The organism is Proteus hauseri (assembly GCF_040139125.1).
In the GTDB taxonomy this organism is placed as follows: Bacteria; Pseudomonadota; Gammaproteobacteria; order Enterobacterales; family Enterobacteriaceae; genus Proteus; species Proteus hauseri_B.
On record NZ_JBEEUB010000007.1, the window covers coordinates 138,483 to 160,428 of the forward strand.

20 protein-coding genes are annotated in these 21,946 nt (G+C 39.4%); 14 read left to right on the forward strand and 6 right to left on the reverse strand.

Translation table 11 applies throughout. From position 1 onward, the window contains the following. The first annotated feature begins 1 nt into the window (after position 1). The 8 genes from ABN099_RS12825 (at position 2) to caiF (ending at position 7,088) form a co-directional block, all read left to right on the forward strand. Positions 2–319, forward strand: a complete 318-nt coding sequence (locus ABN099_RS12825) for a phage holin family protein (RefSeq protein WP_349464216.1) — start codon at positions 2–4, stop codon at positions 317–319. Beyond that, the gene (locus ABN099_RS12830) at positions 316–705 is read left to right on the forward strand and encodes a M15 family metallopeptidase (protein ID WP_349464218.1); all 390 of its coding nucleotides are present in this window, start codon (positions 316–318) and stop codon (positions 703–705) included. The genes ABN099_RS12825 and ABN099_RS12830 overlap by 4 nt, the downstream gene beginning before the upstream one ends. Then, positions 702–1,070 (forward strand): hypothetical protein, encoded by a 369-nt coding sequence (locus ABN099_RS12835; RefSeq protein ID WP_349464220.1) that lies wholly within the window; start codon positions 702–704, stop codon positions 1,068–1,070. The genes ABN099_RS12830 and ABN099_RS12835 overlap by 4 nt, the downstream gene beginning before the upstream one ends. Next, the gene (lysC, locus tag ABN099_RS19090; protein ID WP_432807515.1) at positions 1,015–1,230 is read left to right on the forward strand and encodes an Rz1-like lysis system protein LysC; all 216 of its coding nucleotides are present in this window, start codon (positions 1,015–1,017) and stop codon (positions 1,228–1,230) included. The genes ABN099_RS12835 and lysC overlap by 56 nt, the downstream gene beginning before the upstream one ends. 32 nt (positions 1,231–1,262) lie before the next feature. Then, complete coding sequence (locus ABN099_RS12840; protein ID WP_349464222.1) at positions 1,263–4,214, forward strand: RHS repeat-associated core domain-containing protein; 2,952 nt, start codon at positions 1,263–1,265, stop codon at positions 4,212–4,214. A gap of 432 nt (positions 4,215–4,646) precedes the next feature. Then, complete coding sequence (locus tag ABN099_RS12845; RefSeq protein WP_349464223.1) at positions 4,647–5,258, forward strand: lytic polysaccharide monooxygenase; 612 nt, start codon at positions 4,647–4,649, stop codon at positions 5,256–5,258. A 206-nt stretch (positions 5,259–5,464) separates the two neighbouring features. Next, positions 5,465–6,127: a fructose-6-phosphate aldolase gene (gene fsa, locus ABN099_RS12850; protein WP_349464224.1), complete on the forward strand. Its 663-nt coding sequence runs from the start codon at positions 5,465–5,467 to the stop codon at positions 6,125–6,127. Between the two features lie 568 nt (positions 6,128–6,695). Further along, positions 6,696–7,088: a carnitine metabolism transcriptional regulator CaiF gene (gene caiF, locus ABN099_RS12855; protein ID WP_349464225.1), complete on the forward strand. Its 393-nt coding sequence runs from the start codon at positions 6,696–6,698 to the stop codon at positions 7,086–7,088. Between the two features lie 61 nt (positions 7,089–7,149). On the opposite strand, the gene caiE is transcribed toward caiF, so the two are convergent. From caiE to caiT, 6 genes are all read right to left on the reverse strand, one after another. Beyond that, positions 7,150–7,743, reverse strand: a complete 594-nt coding sequence (gene caiE, locus ABN099_RS12860) for a carnitine operon protein CaiE (protein ID WP_349464226.1) — start codon at positions 7,741–7,743, stop codon at positions 7,150–7,152. Between the two features lie 49 nt (positions 7,744–7,792). Continuing rightward, on the reverse strand, positions 7,793–8,578 hold the full coding sequence (caiD, locus tag ABN099_RS12865) for a crotonobetainyl-CoA hydratase (RefSeq protein WP_349464227.1): 786 nt from the start codon (positions 8,576–8,578) through the stop codon (positions 7,793–7,795). Positions 8,579–8,663: 85 nt separating this feature from the next. Further along, complete coding sequence (caiC, locus tag ABN099_RS12870) at positions 8,664–10,220, reverse strand: crotonobetaine/carnitine-CoA ligase (protein WP_349464229.1); 1,557 nt, start codon at positions 10,218–10,220, stop codon at positions 8,664–8,666. 77 nt (positions 10,221–10,297) lie between these two features. Beyond that, positions 10,298–11,518, reverse strand: coding sequence for an L-carnitine CoA-transferase (gene caiB / locus ABN099_RS12875; protein WP_349464230.1), 1,221 nt, complete (start codon positions 11,516–11,518; stop codon positions 10,298–10,300). 69 nt (positions 11,519–11,587) lie between these two features. Beyond that, positions 11,588–12,730 (reverse strand): crotonobetainyl-CoA dehydrogenase, encoded by a 1,143-nt coding sequence (caiA, locus tag ABN099_RS12880; RefSeq protein ID WP_349464231.1) that lies wholly within the window; start codon positions 12,728–12,730, stop codon positions 11,588–11,590. A gap of 39 nt (positions 12,731–12,769) precedes the next feature. Beyond that, a complete protein-coding gene (gene caiT / locus ABN099_RS12885) occupies positions 12,770–14,284 on the reverse strand; it encodes an L-carnitine/gamma-butyrobetaine antiporter (RefSeq protein WP_349464232.1) in 1,515 nt (504 codons plus the stop codon). Between the two features lie 600 nt (positions 14,285–14,884). Here caiT and fixA point away from each other — a divergent pair. The 6 genes from fixA (at position 14,885) to ABN099_RS12915 (ending at position 21,910) form a co-directional block, all read left to right on the forward strand. Continuing rightward, positions 14,885–15,658, forward strand: a complete 774-nt coding sequence (gene fixA / locus ABN099_RS12890; protein ID WP_349464233.1) for a putative electron transfer flavoprotein FixA — start codon at positions 14,885–14,887, stop codon at positions 15,656–15,658. An 11-nt stretch (positions 15,659–15,669) separates the two neighbouring features. Beyond that, positions 15,670–16,611 (forward strand): FAD-binding protein, encoded by a 942-nt coding sequence (locus ABN099_RS12895; RefSeq protein WP_349464234.1) that lies wholly within the window; start codon positions 15,670–15,672, stop codon positions 16,609–16,611. Between the two features lie 57 nt (positions 16,612–16,668). Then, complete coding sequence (gene fixC, locus ABN099_RS12900) at positions 16,669–17,961, forward strand: FAD-dependent oxidoreductase FixC (protein WP_349464236.1); 1,293 nt, start codon at positions 16,669–16,671, stop codon at positions 17,959–17,961. Beyond that, a complete protein-coding gene (gene fixX, locus ABN099_RS12905) occupies positions 17,958–18,245 on the forward strand; it encodes a ferredoxin-like protein FixX (RefSeq protein WP_023582978.1) in 288 nt (95 codons plus the stop codon). The genes fixC and fixX overlap by 4 nt, the downstream gene beginning before the upstream one ends. An 83-nt stretch (positions 18,246–18,328) precedes the next feature. Further along, complete coding sequence (locus ABN099_RS12910) at positions 18,329–19,654, forward strand: MFS transporter (protein ID WP_349464237.1); 1,326 nt, start codon at positions 18,329–18,331, stop codon at positions 19,652–19,654. A 618-nt stretch (positions 19,655–20,272) separates the two neighbouring features. Then, positions 20,273–21,910 (forward strand): AMP-binding protein, encoded by a 1,638-nt coding sequence (locus tag ABN099_RS12915; protein ID WP_349464238.1) that lies wholly within the window; start codon positions 20,273–20,275, stop codon positions 21,908–21,910. The last annotated feature ends 36 nt before the right edge of the window (positions 21,911–21,946 follow it).

Below are 21,946 nucleotides of genomic sequence, written 5' to 3' on the forward strand. Positions count from 1 at the left end.
TATGCTGGTCGCAATCCCATCTGAAAGCGATGCACTCGCTTGGATGATTATCGGTGGATTTTCAGCCTGGGGCGGTATCGTGAGGTATTTAATGGAAATAAAACAGAAACAAATACAGTGGTCTTGGTGCGGAATTACCAGCCAAGTGGTTATCTCAGTTTTTACTGGGCTATTAGGGGGCTTGTTAAGTTTTGAAAGTGGAGCAAGTCGCTATATGTCTTACATGATTGCAGGGCTATTTGGTTCAATGGGAAGCACAACACTTATTTGGTTATGGAATCGTGTTTTTGGTGTGAACAATCTTAAGGAGCCAAAATGAGCACTTATACATTGAGTCAACGCAGTCAAAATAATCTAAACGATGTACACCAAGATTTAATTCGTGTGGTTTTTCTGGCTTTGACATTGAGTAAATATGATTTTGTGGTGATTGAAGGCGTTCGTTCATTAGAACGCCAAAAAGAGTTAATGAAACAAGGTGCAAGTAAAACCCTCAATAGCCGGCATTTAACCGGTCATGCGGTGGATATTGTACCGTTAGTTGACGGTGTTATCCCTTGGCAAGATTGGTCGGCTTTTGAGTCAGTGGCACAGGCAATGAAACAAGCGGCTCGTCAATTTGGGGTCTCTATTAATTGGGGCGGTGATTGGGTTTCACTGCGTGATGGCCCTCATTATGAACTTTGTCGAGAGATTTACCCATGAATATAGCTTGGCTATTACGTTGGGGCGTCAAAGGAGGCGTGCTATTAACCATTATTATCACGCTTCTGGTTATTCGTTATCAACACAATCAAATCAGTAAACTGTCTGATCAAAACAGTCAGCTTGAATATCAGCAAAGAACATTGCAATCCCAATTATTGCAATGGCATGAACAAGCCGAAAAAGTGTCTGAAACATTAACGCACCAACAAAAGGAACAACGCTATTTAGAGGAAGAAAATCATGCAATACGTCAAGAGTTGCATCAACTTGTGGCACAAGCACCTTGTGCTAATGAGCCTGTGCCTGATGCTGTTATCCGGTTGCAGCAAAACGCCATTAACAACAACGCAGAGCGTCGATAAGTTTATCCCTCAACACTTATTATTACCGTGTTCTGCACCGTTATTTAACGTGAGTGTATGGGGGGATTATCCCGATTATGTCGCCCGTTTATTATTGGTATTAGAAAAATGTAATAGCGATAAAAAAGCGGTAGAAACATTATTATTATCAACGAGCTAATAAGCAGATAACAAAGAAATTAAGGAAATATTATGAACAAATTAAGTCAACAACGCTATTCACGAACACCCAGCGTGGTGATCCATGATAATCGTGGAGCGTCCATTCGTGAAATTAACTATTGTCGTCATCCTGATTCACTGGATAAAACAGATGAACGCATTACGCGCCATCACTATCATGCACGTGGTTATTTAGAGCGCAGTATTGATGCAAGACTGTATGACACACAACAGTCAGACGCCAGCATTCAGCCTAATATTCAACAAACGGTGAGTTTAGGTGGCGCCATTACTTTATCTCAAGGGATTGATAATGGTGTGAGCTTTACTCTTAATGATATTGAAGGTCTAGCGGCACAACAAATTAATGCACAAGGTACGGTGATGACTTATGAATATGCTGATCAACGCTTTGTGCGCAATTTAGAAAGTATTAAAGAAGGAAAGCTAGGTGAAAGTCGTACAACACAGATACAACGATTTAAGTGGGGAGAAAGTAATTTTGACACACATATTAGCAATAATCTAGTGGGTAGATGTATTGAACATTTTGATAGTGCAGGGCTAAAAACCTATAACAGTTATTCACTACATGGTGATGTGTTATCCGAAACGCAACAACTGCTCACGAATGGTGAATTTATTAATTGGACTGTTGGTGATGGACATGATGAAAATATTCAAGCAGCTGAAAAGCACATTACCCAACGTATTTGTGATGCCACTGGGGCGGTATTAACAGAAACGGATAGTGCTGGTCATCAGCGTCGTATTGCCTACGATATTGCCGGTTTTGTTAAACAGTCTTGGCTAACGTTAAAAGGGCAAGCAGAACACGTTATTTTACGTTCACTCACCTATTCAGCGGCGGGGCAAAAACTGCGTGAAGAGCAGGGTAATGGATTAGTCACCACCTATGAATATGAGCCAGAAACGCAACGTTTACGGCATATTAAAACAGAGCGTCCTCAAGGTCATGCCTTAGGGGCAAAAATCATGCAAGATCTACGTTATGAGTATGATCCTGTCGGTAATATTATTTGCCTAAAAAATGATGCAGAAGCGACGCGTTACTGGCGTAATCAGAAAGTGGTGCCTGAAAATCGCTATATTTATGACTCACTGTATCAATTAATTAGTGCAACAGGGCGTGAATCCGCCAATCAGCAAACACCGGCTTCAATGCAATCTCAGCCAGTGACAACGTTAGTCAAAGATACGCAAAGCTATACTAATTACACCCGTTTATACACTTATGATAGAGGCGGCAATTTAACCCAAATTCGCCACACTTCTTCGATTGCACAACAAAGCTTTACTCAAGATATTATCGTTTCAAATAAAACTAATCGGGCTTTATTAAAATCCCAATGTTCAGATCCCAAAAAAGTGGATAGCTATTTTGATGTCAGTGGTAATTTAACAACGTTATCAACGGGAGCTGAATTAACCTGGAGTGCGCGTAATACATTAGAGAAAACGACCCATAATATTAATAGTAGTTCATTTAATAATGAAAGTTACTGCTATAACAGCTCAAACCAACGCACTGTAAAAATAAGACAACATGATATTCCTTATGATCGAGCAACCTATATGGGAAATCATGAGAGTATTGAGACAATGTATCTGCCAAATATTGAAAAATGGCACTATAAAAAACCAGATCAATCTATTAAGCAAAAATATGATGTAGTACAAATTCACACAGGTACAAGTGCCAATGTCAGAGCGTTATGTTGGGAAATTGGTTTACCTAAAGAGATTGAAAATAACCAACTGCGTTATAGCTATGATGATCTTATGGGTAATCGTGGATTAGAAACCGATGGTCAAGGGCAGTTAGTGAGCTATGAAGAGTATTACCCTTATGGCGGTACCGCAATTTGGTTTAGCCAGAATGCGCTAGAAGCGACCTATAAAACCATTCGTTATTCCGGTAAAGAGAAAGATGCAACAGGGCTTTATTACTACGGTTATCGTTATTATCAACCGTGGGTGGGGCGTTGGTTAAGTGCCGACCCAGCGGGTACGGTGGATGGGCTGAATTTATACCGCATGGTGCGTAATAATCCTGTGACGTTGTATGATCCTGATGGGCGAAAGCCAAAATGGTTGTCACGTTTTTTAAATTTTTTTAAGTGTGGTCGTAGACGACCTAATTCTGTAGTACCAAGCCCTATTGAGCTTAATACTACAAGAGAGAGTGTTATAAAACCTAGCACGAGTGGATATCTTATGCATGGATTGCCAACAGAGTCTAAGCTGGCGACATCAATACCTAGTACCTCTGGAATTGAGTCGTTTATTCAGGATCATTCTTCCGGTGATGCATGGGATAATAAAAGAGATGAACACTATACAGTCAGTGAGTTAAATGTATCAGAGAGGACAAAATTTAAACTGTTCTCAACACGAGAGGGGCAGTCAAAAAATCTAATTATTTTTGCTCACGGTCATTTTGATTCTAGAACGAGGGATATCAATGTACCAGAGGGGGTTACACTCAATTTTCTTAATCCTCATGATACAGTTCTAACAATCCAAAACCCATCAATTGTCACTGTAGCAGCAAAGAGAGATTATACGTTTGCTTCAGTATCAAATACAGGTGTGACGGCTAAGACAAAAAATGCAGAGAAGATCCTTGCAGAGAAAGGTGTGCTAGGTATAACTGGGAGTAGTGAACCTAATAAAGTGAAAGATTATCAATTAAGTCCGCATATGGATTTTGACGATACAGTTTATGGCAATGCGATATCACTCAATCGCTATGCTGAAACAATCGGATATAAAATGCCAACGCTTAAATCAGATATTTTAACCTTAGATAAATCTACGCCAAAGACGCCATTGCAAGTCGTTTTGAATGGGTTAAAAAATAAAGGCATTAATTACGATACTATCACTTGCTCATTCTGTCGTTCTTCAGAGAATTCTCCTAAATATAATATTTATCATTCGATTTTTATAAGGAAATAGATGTCATTGACCAAGCCTTATTTAAGGTTTGGTCTTTTACAATAAAATAATTCCACTAGAATTCCTTCTATCACAATGCACAATGCTACTTGTTTATATATAATATTTAGTTTAAGTGTGATTATTTTCTCAATAAACATGTATTAAAAATTATTTTAATAATGAGAGTTGATAAAATCTAATAGTGTAAATGTTGTTTAATATTTACTTTCTTTATATTTTTTAATGATTTGTTTTTGTTTCCATAATGAATTTTATATCTAATAAATATTAAATGACTATTTTAGTCCCATTTTGTTATTAAATTAAATCGCGATATTGCTCACAAATATTAATAAATGGATATTTAATTATCTATTTTTGACTAATATCTATTGTGATTGAAACGATCATTATATTTTAAAAACTTTTAATAATTATTGAGGATTTTTTATGAAGAAAAATAAACTTATGGTATTTACGGCTACATTATTATTATCAGTTGGATTTATTTCAACAGCATCTGCTGATGTCACATTGAAGCATGGCTATATAGATAAGCCACCCAGTCGTGCGTTTCTCTGTTCATCTAAAGGGAAAAGTCTAAATAAAAATTGTGGTTCAATACAGTATGAGCCGCAATCTATTGAAGGTCCTAAAGGATTTCCTAATAATACAATTAAAGATGGCGAAATTGCCAGTGGAGGAAATGCTGCTTTTGCTGCGTTAAATGCACAAAGTGCAACTCGTTGGCATAAAGTGAAAATGGAAAGTGGAGATAATATATTTAAATGGACATTAACTGCTCGGCATAGCACCGCGTCATGGCGATTTTTTATTACTAAACCAGAGTGGGATGTTAATAAACCCCTGACTCGAAATGATTTAGATTTAACCCCTTTTTGTCAGCGATTTGATAATGGGAAAATGCCGATGAGTACCGTAGAGCTCGACTGTAATATACCAGAAAGAGTAGGCTATCATATTATTTTAGGGGTTTGGGATATCGCGGATACGGGTAATGCTTTTTATCAAGTGATTGATGCTGAGTTTTTAAATAAATAGATCTATTTAATTTAACAGGTACTAATATTAAATTTTAATAATATTAAATATTACTGTTGATTATTAATAATTAATAATTAATTAATAGAGCCTCGTTGGAGGCTCTGCTTTTATCTAATAGACTGGAAATCCCACGCTTACAATGCTACTTTCTAACCTATATCTATAATTATTTAGCTTAAAACCAACATCATTGAGGCACAATTATGGAAATCTATTTAGATACCGCAGATATTGAAGAAGTCAGAAAACTCTCTCAAGTGCTTCCTATTGCCGGTGTCACCACCAATCCTTCTATTATTGCTAAATCCGCACAAGATATTGAAACCCTACTGCCTGAATTAAAAGCAGCAATGGGGGGGAACGGTCGCATATTTGCACAAGTGATTGCCAGTGATGTGGATACCATGATTGAAGAAGCGCTGCGTATTGGCAATATTGCTGATAACACGGTGATTAAAATTCCGGTTACAGAAGCTGGGCTTATCGCTATTAAACAATTAAAACAGAAAAATATGCTGGTGTTAGGCACCGCGATTTACAGTGTTTCTCAAGGGTTAATGGCGGCATTAGCCGGTGCAGATTATATTGCTCCTTATGTGCATCGTATGGACAGACAAGGCTCTGACGGTGTAAGAGTGGTAAAAGAACTACAAACCTTAATCACCATGCATAATTTACCGACAAAAATCTTAGCTGCGAGTTTTAAAACACCACGCCAAGTAGTCGATTGTTTGCTAGCGGGTGCTTCTGCGGTAACACTACCTGTTGAACTTGCCTATTCGATAATTCATTCACCTGTTGTCGATGATGCGGTGAATAAATTTGCTGATGATTGGCAAACCGCATTTGATCGTCGTTTTTTATAATCAAATTAATAATATGAGACTAAGTGCTATCGCGTTATATAGCACTTAATTTATCAATTTTGTTATATGGAGATATTAATCTTCACTTTTACTAATGTATTAATAACTGGATTTTTATAGCTTAAAATAAACGAATATTGATTTATATCTAATTATAAGTCACCTTTCTGGCAATCTAAATTTAAATCCATTACTATATTGTTAGTCTAGAAATGGATTAATAATATAATCTGAATTTATATTTTGCTATCATAAATTATCGTTATTTATCAATTTGTTATATTTCAAGTCTATTTTACTTACTGTTTTTTAATAGGTGTTAATTCTATTTTTACTCTGTTTGGTTGTTATTGTTTCTAAAATTAATAGCAAAATAATAAGTTGTAATAGGTGTGTTAATTAAAGGGTTTGGTTGTTAATGCAAAACTAAATATTATATTTAAATATGAGTTTAATTACTAAATTAACAGGGAAAACCGATACTCCGCGGTGCAATTAAAATTAACATATACAGTTATTATCTTTATTTAGAGATACATAACCTTTTATTGGTAATATTGGAGTAAATATGTGTGAAGAATACATGGATAAACCTCTATATTTGTTAATAGCAAACTGGGTACAAGAGCAAGCGTGCTGGGTTAGTGCAAAAGAGATTGCTAAAAAATTCGATATTCCCCAGTGTAATGCCATTAATATTGTTTCCTACATTCTTTCTGATGTGCGAGAAATTGAGTGTGAAACCAAAAGCGTTCCTAATCAGCTTGAAGGTAGGGGATGCCAATGCCAGCGTATGATCAAAGTCAGTCATATCGATCCTCAGCTCTATTCTCGTTTGAAAGGTCATCTTCAAACTAAAGGTAACCAAAGTTCACCCGAAAAAATGGCTGATATGATCCCTCATGGATTAAATCATGAGCAGAAATGGCAATGGATGTTGTCTAAATCGCAACGTCGTTAAGCGGATTGATTAACGTCTCACTACAAAGTACGACAGGCGTTGTTACGCCTGTCGCTGTTTGCTACTGACCTTTTGGCTTAACGTCTGTTGTGCCTTTTAATCGAGGACGATTAAGTTCTGGCTCTGTTAATGGCGTTGTTTCTACTAAGCTTTTACGACAACGAATCGCTAAATCTTGATATTCACGCGTGTTCATTCGCTTCCATTGCATATCTTCATCGGTAACATCACGCACATGTTTTACTGGGCTACCCATTAACATTTGACGAGGTTGCCCTTGAAAACCCGCTTTAACAAAACTCATTGCCGCCACAATGCTCTCTTCACCAATCACAGCACCATCCATAATCACACTGTTCATGCCGACTAAACTATCACGTCCGATAATACAACTATGAAGAATAGCACCATGCCCAATATGTCCATTTTCTCTTACAATAGTATCCATATCGGTATAACCATGCATGATACAACCGTCTTGAAGGTTTGCGCCTGCTTCTACAATCAAGCGTCCATAGTCGCCTCTTAGTGAAGCTAAAGGACCGATATAAACACCAGCACCAATAATCACATCACCAATTAATACAGCAGATGGATGCACATAAGCTGTTGGATGCACTACAGGAATAAGACCTTCAAAAGCATAGATACTCATCAGTTTTCCTCTTGGTTCTATTATCGTTATATATCGAGATTAACGATAATTACCGTCCTTTCCATTCAGGTGCACGTTTTTCAGCAAAGGCGAGAGGGCCTTCTGTGGCATCTTCTGAATGTAAGACACTTGGGTAATGTTTTAGTACGCCACTGCGCATTAATTTGTAACCCTCTTCAACAGAAAGCTCGCTGGTGGCTCGATAAATCTCTTTTAATGCAGCAACGGCAAGTGGGGCGCTATTGGCAATTTGGTCGGCTAATTCACGCGCGCTTTCCATCAAGTCTTCGCTACTAACAACGCGGTTTGCAATACCCCAGCGTAGTGCTTCTTCGGCACTCATACGACGACCTGTCATTAGCATCTCATTGACAATAGCCGGTGGTAGACGTTTTGGTAAACGCAATACACCACCGCTGTCAGGGACAATGCCTAATTGTGCTTCTGGTAAAGCAAATGACGCATTTTCAGCACATACCATCATGTCTGCTGCGAGTGCTAATTCAAAACCGCCACCAAAAGCATAGCCGTTAACGGCGGCAATAACAGGTTTATCAAGATCAAAAAGTTCAGTTAAACCTGCAAAACCACCCGCACCAAAGTCTGCATCAGGCGCTTCACCTTCAGCGGCGGCTTTTAAATCCCAACCCGCAGAAAAGAAACGTTCGCCAGCACCTGTAATAATCGCTACACGTAAGCTCGGATCATCACGAAAACGTAGAAAAACTTCGCCCATTTCATGACTGGTTTTTGCATCAATCGCGTTGGCTTTTGGGCGGTCTAATACAATTTCAAGTACTGAACCACGGGTTGTAAGATGTAATGATTGGCTCATGTTCTGTTCCTTTTAGTCATCAAAAATAAAAATTTATGATTGAGGTTATTTTTGCTATTTCTGAAACCAACCTATGTAATACTCCCTATTTCAAATGCTTTTTAATCACTTTTCCTGAACAGTTACGAGGTAAGCCTTCTCTAAACGCTACCCACGATGGCACTTTAAATTTCGCCATATGTTGTTCACAGAAAAGGAAAAAATCTTCTTCACTCAATGTTTCACCTTCAACCAGCACAACGAACGCTTTAATCGCTTCATCGCGAATATCATCAGGTACACCAATCACAGCAACATCTTGGATTTTAGGATGTGCAGTAATGATGTTTTCGATTTCAACACAAGAGACATTCTCGCCACCGCGTTTGATCATATTGCAACTGCGATCAACAAAGTAAAAGAAGCCTTCATCATCCTGATAACCGTAATCGCCAGTATGTAACCAACCATCAGGATCTAGCGCTTTTGCTGTTGCATCAGGACGGTTGTAATACTCTTTGAATAAGGTTTTTCCGGGTTCGCCTTTTACGCAAATCTCACCAATTTCACCCTCTGCGACTTGGTTATTTTGCTTATCTCTAATTTGTGCTTGATAACAAAAACCGGGTCTACCAATAGATGGCCAGCGGCGTTTATCACCGGGTCTATCGCCAATTAAACCAACGATAGTTTCGGTCATGCCATAAGAGGTGAGTAATCGCACGTTAAAGCGTTCAAGAAAGGCATCTTTCTCTTCGTCGGCAAGATTAAGGTAAAACATCACTTCACGTAATTTGTGCTGTTTTTCTTCTGATGAAACAGGTTGCGCCATTAAGGTTCTCATCATCATTGGAATGCACTCTGTTACCGTTGCTTGATACTTAAGGATCTGTTTCCAGAAGGCTCTAGCACTGTATTTTTCGAGCAAAACAAAGGTGGCACCTACAGAAAATGCCGCTAATGAAGCGGTACATTGACAATCGATATGAAAGGCGGGCATCACGGTGAGATAAATATCATCTTCACGTAATGCGTTTTGCCATGATGAGTAATAACCCGCAAAGCGCAGATTATAATGGGTGATAACCACCCCTTTTGGCTGAGAGGTTGTGCCCGAGGTAAAAAGAATTTCAGCAGTATCATCGACACTTAATGGTGTGTGATGATTCAGGGTAACAGGATGAGTGGCTTTCTGTTTTAAAAAATCCACAACCCCTTTTTCAGCTGGAATACTGTTTTCGGAAATTAAAAACAGTTGCGTTAAAGAAGATTGTTCATCCTGTAACATAGGTTGATAAATAGGATAGAAATTATCGCGAGTAACCACATAATGGGCTTGGCAGTGATTGATTATCCATGCACTTTCTTCATACATAAAACGCGCATTAATCGGCACCATCACAGCGCCTATTTTGGCAAGCCCAAACCAGCAAAAGAAAAATTCAGGGCAGTTATCAAGATGCAAGGCAACATGGTCGCCTTTTTTTATGCCATAGGCATGAAAGAGATTTGCAGTTCTATTGATCTCTTCATTTAATTCAGCGTAGCTAAATTGTCTCACTGCTCCTTGTGCAGATTCAAAAATTAGCGCTGTTTTTTTACCATAAACATCAGCCAAATCATCCCACATTTGACGTAAGTTTTGTCTGCCAATCACATCCATTAAACTGTTATCCCATTCTTTTGCCGTAAATACAGACTCAGCTATTCGCTGTTTGACTGAGTCTGCGTTAAACGGTATTACTCTTCGATTTTAGCTAGCCCCTTATCGACCAGCCCCCTAATTTGTTCGTCGTCATAACCGATGTTTTTCAAAATTGCCGCGGTATCCATGCCGTGAGATGGCATTCCACGCCAGATTTTTCCTGGGTTATTTTTAAATTTCGGCATGACATTTGGCCCTTTGCAGGTTTCACCCTTCATGGTTTGCCACTGGGTGATCGATTCACGAGCCACATATTGCGGATTGTCTTCAAGTTCAGGAATGGTCAGCACTTTGGCACTGGCAATATTGAGTTCTGAAAGACGTTGTAAAACATCAGTGATCGGTTTTTTAGCTAACCACTCATCTAATTTATCTTCAAAAAGTTGTCCATGAGGGCAGTTAATACGATGAATAAGTTGAGTCCCTTCAGGCACTTCTGGGGTACCAAGAAGATGGGCAATACCAATATCTTTGAAAATTTCTTCGATTTGACTAATACCAACAACTTCCATCACGATATAGCCATCTTGGCAACGATATAAGCCACAACCTGCGTAGTAAGGATCTTTCCCTTTCGTCATACGAGGGCAAATTTCACCGCCATTGAAATAGTCCATCATAAAGTATTGCCCCATGCGCAACATCACTTCATACATGGCGATATCAATGCTTTCCCCTTTACCTGTTTGCTGTACTTTATACAGCGCTGCTAGTGCAGAGGTAGTTGCCGTCATACCAGAAAAGTAGTCTGCGGTATAAGGGAAGGCTGGCATCGGTTGGTCTTTATCACCGTTTTGAATGAGGTAACCACTAAATGCCTGAGCAATGGTGTTATAAGCCGGTAAGTTGGTGTATTGCGGATCGCCATATTGACCAAAGCCAGACAAGTGCGCGATAACCAATTTAGGGTTATGTTCCCACAGTACTTCGTCAGTAATACCGCGGCGCGCAAAGGCTGGACCTTTACTGGCTTCAATAAAGATATCGGTTGTTTCCATCAACTTCAGAAATGCATCGCGTCCTTCATCTTTAAAAATATTTAAAGAAAGAGCATGAAGATTACGGCGAGAAAGCTGAGGATAATGCGGTTGAACACGAATAGTGTCAGCCCATGCAACGTTTTCAATCCAAATAACTTCTGCACCCCATTCTGCAAACATTTGTCCTGCAAATGGTCCTGCAATTTCAATTCCTGAAAACACAACACGTACCCCTGAAAGGGGACCGAATTGTGGCATTGGTAAATGTTCTGTCATAGCGTCACCTCGTCAGTGGGCTTGGTGAAAACTCCCTCATCAGATGATAAGAGAGTTGTTCATCATCAATTAGCGATACTGTTTAAGTACTGAACGTCCTAAGGTCAGGATCTGCATTTCATCAGAACCACCTGAAACACGGTCAACACGAAGGTCACGCCAGAAGCGAGAAATACGGTGTTCACCTGCAATACCCACACCACCTAATACTTGCATTGCGCTATCAACCACTTCAAAAGCTGCGTTAGCACAGAAATATTTACACATCGCGGCATCACCGGAAGTGATTAAGTTGTTGTCACTTTTCCATGCAGTTTCATATAACATGTTGCGCATTGAATTGAGTTTGATCGCCATATGAGCAAATTTTTCTTGAATTAATTGGAAACGACCAATTGCTTCACCAAATTGCACTCGTTGGTTGGCATAACGCGCAGCATCTTCAAAGGCACACATTGCGGTACCGTAGTTAGTTAACGCCACTAAGAAACGTTCGTGATCAAACTCTTCTTTAACGCGATTAAAGCCGTTACCTTCACGACCAAACATATCTTTTTCTTCAAGTTCCACGTTGTCGAAAGTGATTTCACAACAGCTATCCATGCGTAAACCCAGTTTTTCCAATTTATTAACTTTGATACCCGGTTTGCTCATATCGACAAACCATTCGGTAAAGACGGGTTTATCAGGGGATGCCGCATCACGACTCATCACAACAACATAAGGGGTATAAGCACTACTGGTGATAAAGCATTTGCTACCGTTAAGGTAAACTTTGCCATCTTTACGGGTATAAGTGGTTTGTAAACTACCGACGTCAGAGCCTGCTCCTGGTTCTGTGATTGCCGAGTTCCACATCTGTTTACCCGTACCGCGGAAAGCCATAATTTTGTCGATCTGCTCTTGTGTACCTTCACGCAATACGGTGTTAAATCCCCCCGGTAATTGGTAAAGCACATAAGTTGGTGCACCTAAACGACCTAACTCCATCCAAATAGCGGCGACGGTCACAAAGCCCGCATTTAATCCGCCATGCTCTTCAGGGATAAGCAGGTTGTCGATTTCCATATCGGCTAACGCTTTGACGAAACGCTCTGGGTATTTACTTTCGCGATCACATTGTGCGAAATACGCTTCCCAATTCTCACTTGCCATTAGTTCGCGGATACCGTCTACAAACAGTTCCTGCTCATCATTTAATCTAAAATCCATGTTAATAACCTCTTAATGTGTCATTTTGCTTATAGGGGATCAGTCTTTCCAATGCACTTTGGCGTCTTTAATAAAGGACAAGGTGACCATGATATTGACGAAAAATAGTGGGCATCCTCCGGCGATAATGGCGGTTTGAATTGGTTTTAAACCCCCAAGCGCTAACAGAATGATGCCGATAACACCGACTAATACAGACCAACCAATACGCACAAGTAGTGGTGGCTCATCGCCTTCTTTCATTGAGCGACAAGTAGACATAGCCAGTGTGTAAGAACAGGCGTTAATTAAGGTTACGGTGGCGATAAAGCACAGAATAAAGAAGCCCCACATTGTTGCCGTGCTCAGTGGCAGAGCCGCCCAGGTTTCGATAATGGCGCGAGGAACACCGTATTGTTCAATTAGTTGTGGAATGTTAAGAATGTTTTGGTCGATAAGTTGTAAGGTGTTACCACCCAAAATGGTCCAGATTAACCACGTTCCTGCGGTTAAGCCTGACACCATACCTAAGCAGAGTTCACGAACAGTACGACCTTTAGAGATACGCGCTAAGAAAATACTCATTTGAATGGCGTAAATAACCCACCATGCCCAATAGAAAACAGTCCAGCCTTGAGGGAATCCGCCTTTGCCAATAGGGTCTGTATAAAACAGCATACGTGGCATATACATCATCAACGTACCGACAGAGTCGGTGAAATAATTGACGATAAAGCTTGCACCACCGACGATAAACACCCAACCCAACATTAAAAAGCTCAGATAAGTACGAATATCACTGGCGATTTTTACCCCTTTTTGTAATCCGAACGCCACGCAAATCGCATTAAGTATGATCCAACAAGAGATAATAATGGCGTCTAATAACAGCGTATGAGGAATACCAAATAAGTACTGAATACACTCAGTCACTAAGGGGGTTGCTAATCCAAGACTGGTTCCCATTGCAAGGATTAATGCCACCAAATAGAAGTTATCAATAATAGTACCGACAATACCATTAACGTGTTTTTCACCAATAAGTGGCGTTAAGGTACTACTTGGGCGGATAACATCCATTTTGCGAACAAAGAAGAAGTAAGCGAAAGCCACAGAAAGGAAACTATAGGTTGCCCAAGGTAATGGACCCCAATGGAATAAGCTATAAGCTAAACCAATCTCTTTTGCTTGTGTTGAGTAAGCTTCCATACCAAAAGGGGGGCTTGAAATGTAGTAATATATTTCAATGGAACCCCAGAAAAGGACGGCGGCAGAGGTACAAGAGGCAAACATCATAAAGATCCAACCTGCTGTACTAAATTCTGGCTTGTCTTCACCAAGACGTTTGTTCGCATAGCGACCAAACACTAACCAGAACCAACCTCCGAACATAATGACCATATACCATTCAAAGGCCCAACCCCAGACATTGGTAACATAGCTGAATACGGCATTAATCACTTCATTTGAAGCTTCAAGATCACGTACCGTTAACCAACATAAAATACCAACAATGATTAATGGCGGAAAAAAAACCTTCGGTTCTATTCCTGCCTTTTTATTATCTTTGCTCATAGGTAAATTTTCCAAATGTATTTAGCGCAGAAGTTAAGTGTTGTTAATTCATAATATCTAATAAAGCGGTTTTGTTTATTACTAAATATTTCGTCTATTAGAAAATCATCATAATAGAAAAATAAAATGATTAGCTAATTTTCAAATCAGATAATGATAAAGAATAATGGATATTATAAGAAATCTATTCTGTTATTCACTTCACACTATTCTTTTTGTCGATTTTATGTTACGGTTTATAACGTTTTATTTTCATTGTAACTAGTTGTTAATTAATGATAATTGTCTTTATGTAATCAACTTGTTATATTCCCTCTTTCAATATTGTTGATCTCGGTGGCAATATTGAATGCTAAATAGCTTTATACTTATTATGTTCAATATTGTTGATCGAGATAACAATATTGAACGTTAATCCATTCAATTAAACTTAATTTCAATATTGGTGATGGGGTTGGCAATATTAAAGCTGATCTTATTCGTTATCTAATAATGTTCAATATTGGTGACCTAGGTTTAATTTTTTTATATCTTAATTGTGTTAATTCTATATTACATTACCAGAGTAAATGACATTATTTATTAATTTCAGGAGATGTAATGAAGATTATTACATGTTACAAGAGTGTCCCCGATGAGCAGGATATTACCGTAAACAGTGCAGATGGCTCACTGGATTTTTCTCGTGCTAACACCAAAATTAGCCAATATGATTTAAATGCCATTGAAGCGGCTAATCAGCTTAAATCTCAACTTGATGGTATTCAAATCACCGCATTGAGTGTGGGCGGCAAAGCATTAACAAATGCTAAAGGTCGTAAAGATGTGCTCTCTCGTGGTGCTGATGATTTAGTGGTTGTGGTTGATGACCAACTTGAAGCCTCTCTGCCTTATCAAACCGCCATCGCACTAGCAGCCGCCGCCAAAAAAGTAGGTTATGACTTAATTCTTTGTGGTGACGGTTCTGCGGATATTAGTTCACAACAAGTCAGTTTGCTGGTGGGTGAACTCTTAAATATCCCAGCAATAAATGGTATTAACAAAATTGTTTCGCTCTCTAATGATTCCATTACCGTTGAACGTGAACTGGAAAATGAAATTGAAACATTAACGCTTCCATTACCCGCGATTATTGCTGTTTCTACCGATATTAACGTGCCTCAAATTCCATCCATGAAAGCCATTTTAGGTGCTGCTAAAAAACCAGTACAGCAATGGAGTGTTGCCGATCTTGGGCTGGAAAGCATTACACCTCGTTCAGAGCAAAAAGTGGCTGCGCCAAAACAAAAAGTACGTCAGCGCATCATTATTGAAGGTGATGGAGATGATCAGATTGCTGAATTGGCAGAACATTTACGAAAAATTATTAAGTAATAGGGGGAGTTATGAGTCAGTTTTCAACTGTTTGGGTATTGAGTGACACACTTTCCCGTTTAGCTGAATTAATGGGGGGCGCTTGTTTATTAGGACAATCCGTTAATGTTTTTACGCTTAATGATGAGCAACGTGTTGCGGCATTTAAATTAGGTGCAAAACAGGTTTTTCAATTAGAGGGTAAACCAGAAAATTGCATTATTGAAGACTATGCACAAAGCATAGTTGAAACTATTAAACAACATAGTGATGCCGGTTTGGTGCTATTACCCAATACTCGCCGTGGCAAATTATTAGCGGCACGTTTAGGTCATCGTTTAGATGCAGTGGTTTCTAATGATGCACAATCAGTAAAAGTAGAGGGCGATGCCTTAGTAACAAAACACATGGTTTATGGTGGTTTGGCGTTTGGTGATGAAACACTGAAAACCGCTTATTGCGTAGTTACTGCGGGTGTGGGTGCTTTTGAACCTGCACAAGAAAATGCCTCAGCGACAGGAACCGCGCAAGCTGTTGCATGGATTGCACCCGCTCAAACTATTGTGCGTGACTCAGTGCAACCTCGTGAAGTGAACGCTGTTGATTTAGATAAAGCACGTTTCGTGGTGAGTGTGGGGCGTGGTATTGGCAGTAAAGAAAATATTGCTATCGCAGAAGCCTTGGCAAAAGTTATCGGTGCAGAAATTGCCTGCTCTCGTCCTGTTGCTGAAAACGAAAAATGGATGGAGCACGAACGTTATGTGGGTATCTCCAACTTAATGTTAAAGCCAGAGCTTTATCTTGCTGCGGGAATTTCAGGGCAAATTCAACATATGGTTGGCGCCAATGGTGCACAAACCATTGTTGCTATCAACAAAGATAAAAACGCACCTATTTTCCAATTTGCTGATTACGGCATTGTTGGTGATTTAATGAAAATCTTACCTGCGTTAACTCGTCAATTATCAAACTGATTTAACTAGGCAGAGGAGATAACTTCTCTGCTATTTATTGCAAGTTCTGGAGATGTTATGTCCGATTCCGAAGATATTTTCGATGCCATTATTGTTGGCGCAGGATTAGCAGGTTCTGTGGCGGCGCTTGTTTTAGCGAGAGAAGGCGCACAGGTATTGCTAATAGAAAGAGGTAACTATGCTGGCGGGAAAAATGTAACCGGTGGTCGTATGTATGCACATACCCTAGAGCGCATTATTCCCGGATTTGCTCAACAAGCCCCTGTCGAGCGAGTGATTACTCATGAAAAGCTCTCTTTTATGACTGAAAGCGGAGCAATGACTATCGATTACCAAAATGGAGAAGAGCTAAACCCTAAAACGGTTTCTTGGTCTGTTTTGCGTGGTGAGTTTGATCAGTGGCTAATGGAACAAGCTGAAAATGCAGGTGCACAGTGCATTACCGGAATTCGCGTTGATAAGTTAGTTGAGCGTGATGGCAAAATTGTCGGTGTTGAAGCCGATGGTGATGTGCTAGAAGCCAAAACTGTGATTTTAGCTGACGGTGTTAATTCAATACTTGCCGAGCAATTAGGCATGACCAAACGTGTTGCTGCTGAAAATGTTGCGGTGGGTGTTAAAGAGATTATCGAACTACCTGAAAGCGTCATTAAAGATCGTTTTAACCTTACAGATAATCAAGGCACAGCATGGTTATTTGCCGGTTCGCCAACAGATGGCTTAATGGGGGGGGGCTTTCTTTATACCAATAAATCGTCGCTCTCTTTAGGTTTAGTCTGTGGTCTTCACCATATTAAAGATGCAAAAAAATCAGTGCCACAAATGTTAGAAGATTTTAAGCAACACCCTATTGTTGCGCCGCTAATTGAAGGCGGAAAGATGGTGGAATATGCCGCTCACGTTGTACCCGAAGCGGGGTTGCGTATGCAAACAGAATTAGTGCGTGATGGTGTATTAATTGCAGGTGATGCCGCTGGTATGTGTATGAATCTAGGCTTCACTATTCGTGGCATGGATTTAGCTATCGCTTCTGGTGAAGCTGCGGCTAAAACAGTGCTTAGTGCCATGGAAAAAAATGATTTTAGTAAACAAACCCTTAATGAATATCTTAAACATTTAGCAGAGGGTCCTTTACGCGATATGAAAGCGTATCAGCGTATGCCTGATTTACTTGATAACCCTCGTATGTTCACCGCTTACCCTGAAATGGTAGTGGGTATATCGAAAGATCTCTTCACTGTAACGGGTGAAGCACCTGTACCAATGCGCAAAACCATGATGCGCCATAGCAAAAAAGTAGGGTGGATGAACCTAATTAAAGATGGGATCAAAGGAGTAAAAGCAATATGAGTTCTCCAGTGAATGTCGATGTCAAATTAGGCATCAATAAATTTAATGTCGATGAAGAAAATCCACATATTGTCGTCAAAGAACAACCTGATATGCAGGTATTGGAAACCTTAGTTAAAGCGTGTCCCGCAGGACTATATAAAAAACAAGAAGATGGAACGATAAGCTTTGATTATGCCGGTTGTTTAGAGTGTGGAACTTGTCGAATTCTCGGTTTAGATAGTGCGCTTGAAAAATGGGAATACCCACGCGGTACGTTTGGCGTGGAATATCGTTACGGATGATGGATCGCTACTTTTCTCCCAGTGTTGTCTCCGACCTGGGAGCTTTTCTTTTTTGCTTATAAAAAATAGACCAGGACGCAGTCATGCAACCCAGAAACTTTGATGATATTCGTTTTACCTCAGTACATCGTCGAGTGATGTTATGGGGAAGTGGTGGACCTTTTCTTGACGGCTATGTGCTGGTGATTATTGGCGTAGCGTTAGAGCAACTCACACCACTATTACAGCTTGATGCACAATGGATAGGATTACTCGGTGCTGCTACATTAGCGGGGCTTTTTGTTGGTACTTCCTTGTTTGGTTATATTTGTGATAAAGTCGGTCGTCGCAAAATGTTCCTTGTTGATATTGTTGCTATCGCGCTTATTTCCATTGCGACGATGTTTGTTTCAACACCCGTTGGACTGTTGGTGATGCGATTCTTAATCGGTATCGTTATTGGTGCAGATTATCCTATTGCTACCTCAATGATCACCGAATTCTCAAATAAAAAACAACGCGCCTTCGCTGTCGGTTTTATTGCCGCAATGTGGTATATCGGTGCAACTTGCGCCAATTTAGTGGGTTATCTTTTATATGACGTAGAAGATGGCTGGCGTTGGATGCTCGGCAGTGCCTTTATTCCTTGTGTGATTATTTTAATTGGTCGTTTCGATTTACCTGAATCGCCGCTGTGGCTAATTCGCAAAGGGCGTATTAAAGAGTGCAACGAAATGATGATTAAACTCTTTGGTGAGCCAGTCGTTTTTGAAGCGGAAGAAGAGAAAACCACCCGTTTTATCGAGTTATTTAATAAACGTCATTTTTCTTTTGTTCTGTTTGTTGCGGTTATTTGGACTTGCCAAGTAATACCGATGTTTGCCATCTATACCTTTGGTCCTCAAATTGTCGGGCTATTAGGGTGGGATGCAGGAAGAAGTGCTGCATTAGGAAATGTTTTAATTAGTCTCTTCTTTATGTTGGGTTGTATTCCAGCCATGTTTTGGCTAAACAGCACAGGGCGGCGTCCGCTGTTAATTGGTAGTTTTGCCATGATGACATTGGCATTGTTAGTGTTAGGTCTTTTCCCTAATCTGAGTATTATTTTTGTGATACTGGCATTTGCGACTTATGCTTTCTTTTCTGGTGGTCCTGGTATATTGCAGTGGCTTTACCCTAACGAGCTGTTTCCAACGGATATTCGTGCTTCTGCGGTGGGTGTTATTATGTCTATTAGCCGAATAGGAACGGTGGTTTCAACCTGTGCATTGCCGGCATTTATTGCGAATTATGGTATCAATACAACAATGCTAGTAGGGGCGGCTATCTCACTGTTTGGCATGATAGTGTCAGTGCTCTTTGCACCAGAAACCAAAGGATTAACACTCAATCAAACTTCAACTATGCCAATGCGCCGAAGTAAAAAATAAATTTAAAAGCGTTATGCTTAATTTTTTAATTGTTATTTTACTGTAAGTTATTTATGGCATGTGATTACAATATATCATTACCCACTTTTAAAATCATAACTTATTAATAAAAAAGAAATTAATTAACAATGATTTAGTTAAAAGAGAATAAAAACCAAATTAAATAGAGTAATTTATTAAACTATTTATAATATCTTTGTAAATATGTTACTTAATCTAATTGTAAGTGTTTTTATTTTCTTTAATTTTATCTCATTATAGTTGCTTTTATTTTTAATTGATAAATGTTATTTATGTTTGAAGTGGGGTAAAATTAGAAAATAGTTTAATAAAAAATAATGTATTCTTTTTATTATCTATTTTATCTTCTTTTTTATTTCAATATAAATAACACATTCATAACTCATCGGTTTCAAATTCATTTCATTCAAATTAATTAATCTTCAATTAATAAATGTCATTAACACCCCAAATCTAGACTCCAATCACAAATCTGACCAGTGCTATTCAAATGACGAAAAACAGTTCGTTATTTACCAAGAATGAATAATTTCCCCTACCCAGAATAAGGTCATTACAGATGCAAACACCATAAAAACAGCGGTTGAGTAGGTATTTATGACCTTATTAAAGATGACAGTTGAAGAATGTCTAAACAGTGCAGCAATACGATATTCTTCACAAACAGCACTGGTTGAAAACCAAAGCAAAAGAGAACTGACTTGGCAAGAACTGCAAGTTGAAGTTAATCGCGTTGCGCGAGGACTCTTAGCTATTGGTTTAAAAAAAGGTGACCGTTTAGGTATTTGGTCTGCAAATAGTGCCGAGTGGATTATCTGTTTTCTTGCGGCGGCTCAAATTGGTGTTCCGGTTGTCTGTATTAATTTTCACTTTAAGAAAAGAGAGTTATTAGATTTATGTCGTTTGACGAATATTAAAGCACTCTGTTTTTCAGATGGCTTTAAAGATAACGATTTTATTGAAGTCATTAACTGTCTCTCTAATAAATCAGCTGAAAATAAAGATCTATTACCCAACTTATTTATTAGTATGGGAAATAAAAATGCAACGAGCAGTTTATCTTTATCTCAATTAAAGGTTGCGGCTGAAAATATATCAGATGCTACTTATCAAGATGCAATTAAACACGTTAGCGTAGAAGATTTACTGACCATTCAAATGACCTCTGGCAGTACCGCAATGCCTAAAGGGGTTATGTTAAGCCAATACAATGTCATTAATAATGCCTTGTTATCTGCACAGCGTTTAGGGGTGACTGACGAAGATACCATTTGCCTTGCGGTTCCGCTATTTCACTGCTTTGGGCTCTCTTCTTGTCTCTTTTTTGCCTTAACAACAGGGTGCAAGTTAGTGCTGTTAGATAACTACTGCGCAGAAGATGTATTAAGAGCCGTACAAAATTATCGTTGCACTGTTATGCATGGTGTTCCTACTATTTTCAGACGCTTAATGCGCCATGAACAGTTCTCTCAGTATGACTTATCGAGTTTAGAAAAAGGTATTGTTGCGGGTGCGAGTTTTCCACCTGCGTTAATTGATGACATCGAAAATATTCTCGGAATGAAAGGCATTACGGTCTCTTATGGTCAAACTGAAGCCTCTCCTTGCTGCACTCAAACATTACCTAACGATCCTTTAGCGATAAAACGTGGCTCTATTGGGCAACCCCTGCCTTTTGTCGAAATGAAAATCATCCATCCTAAAAGTGGCAAACCTTGCTCTGTAGGCACCTTAGGGGAAATTTGCACCCGTGGTTTTCACGTCATGATGGGTTACGACAACGCTCCCGAAAAAACCAAAGAGGTATTAGATGCAGAAGGTTGGTTACACACGGGCGATATCGGCTATGTAGATGCTGAGGGTTATTACCATTATGCCCATCGCATAAAAGAGATTGTGGTGCGTGGTGGTGAAAATATTAGTTTGTGTGAAGTTGAAGAAGCAATCGCGGAATATCCCGGTGTTGAAGCCACCAAAGCCTTTGGTATTCCTTCGGTTGATTTAGGCGAAGAGGTCTTAGCAGCCATCTGTATACATCAAGGTAATACCGTATCCGAAAGTGAACTACGTGCCTTTCTACAAGAACGATTAGCACGCTACAAAATTCCCAAAGAACTCCATTTCTTTACGCAATTTCCTCATACCCCTTGCGGAAAAATTGATGTGCAAGCACTGAAAAAGCAACTGGGTTATGGCTCGCCAACTAAGGATCAGCAAACAGAAATTGCGCGTTAAATGACAAATGGTTTTTCAATATTTCGACAACAGCAG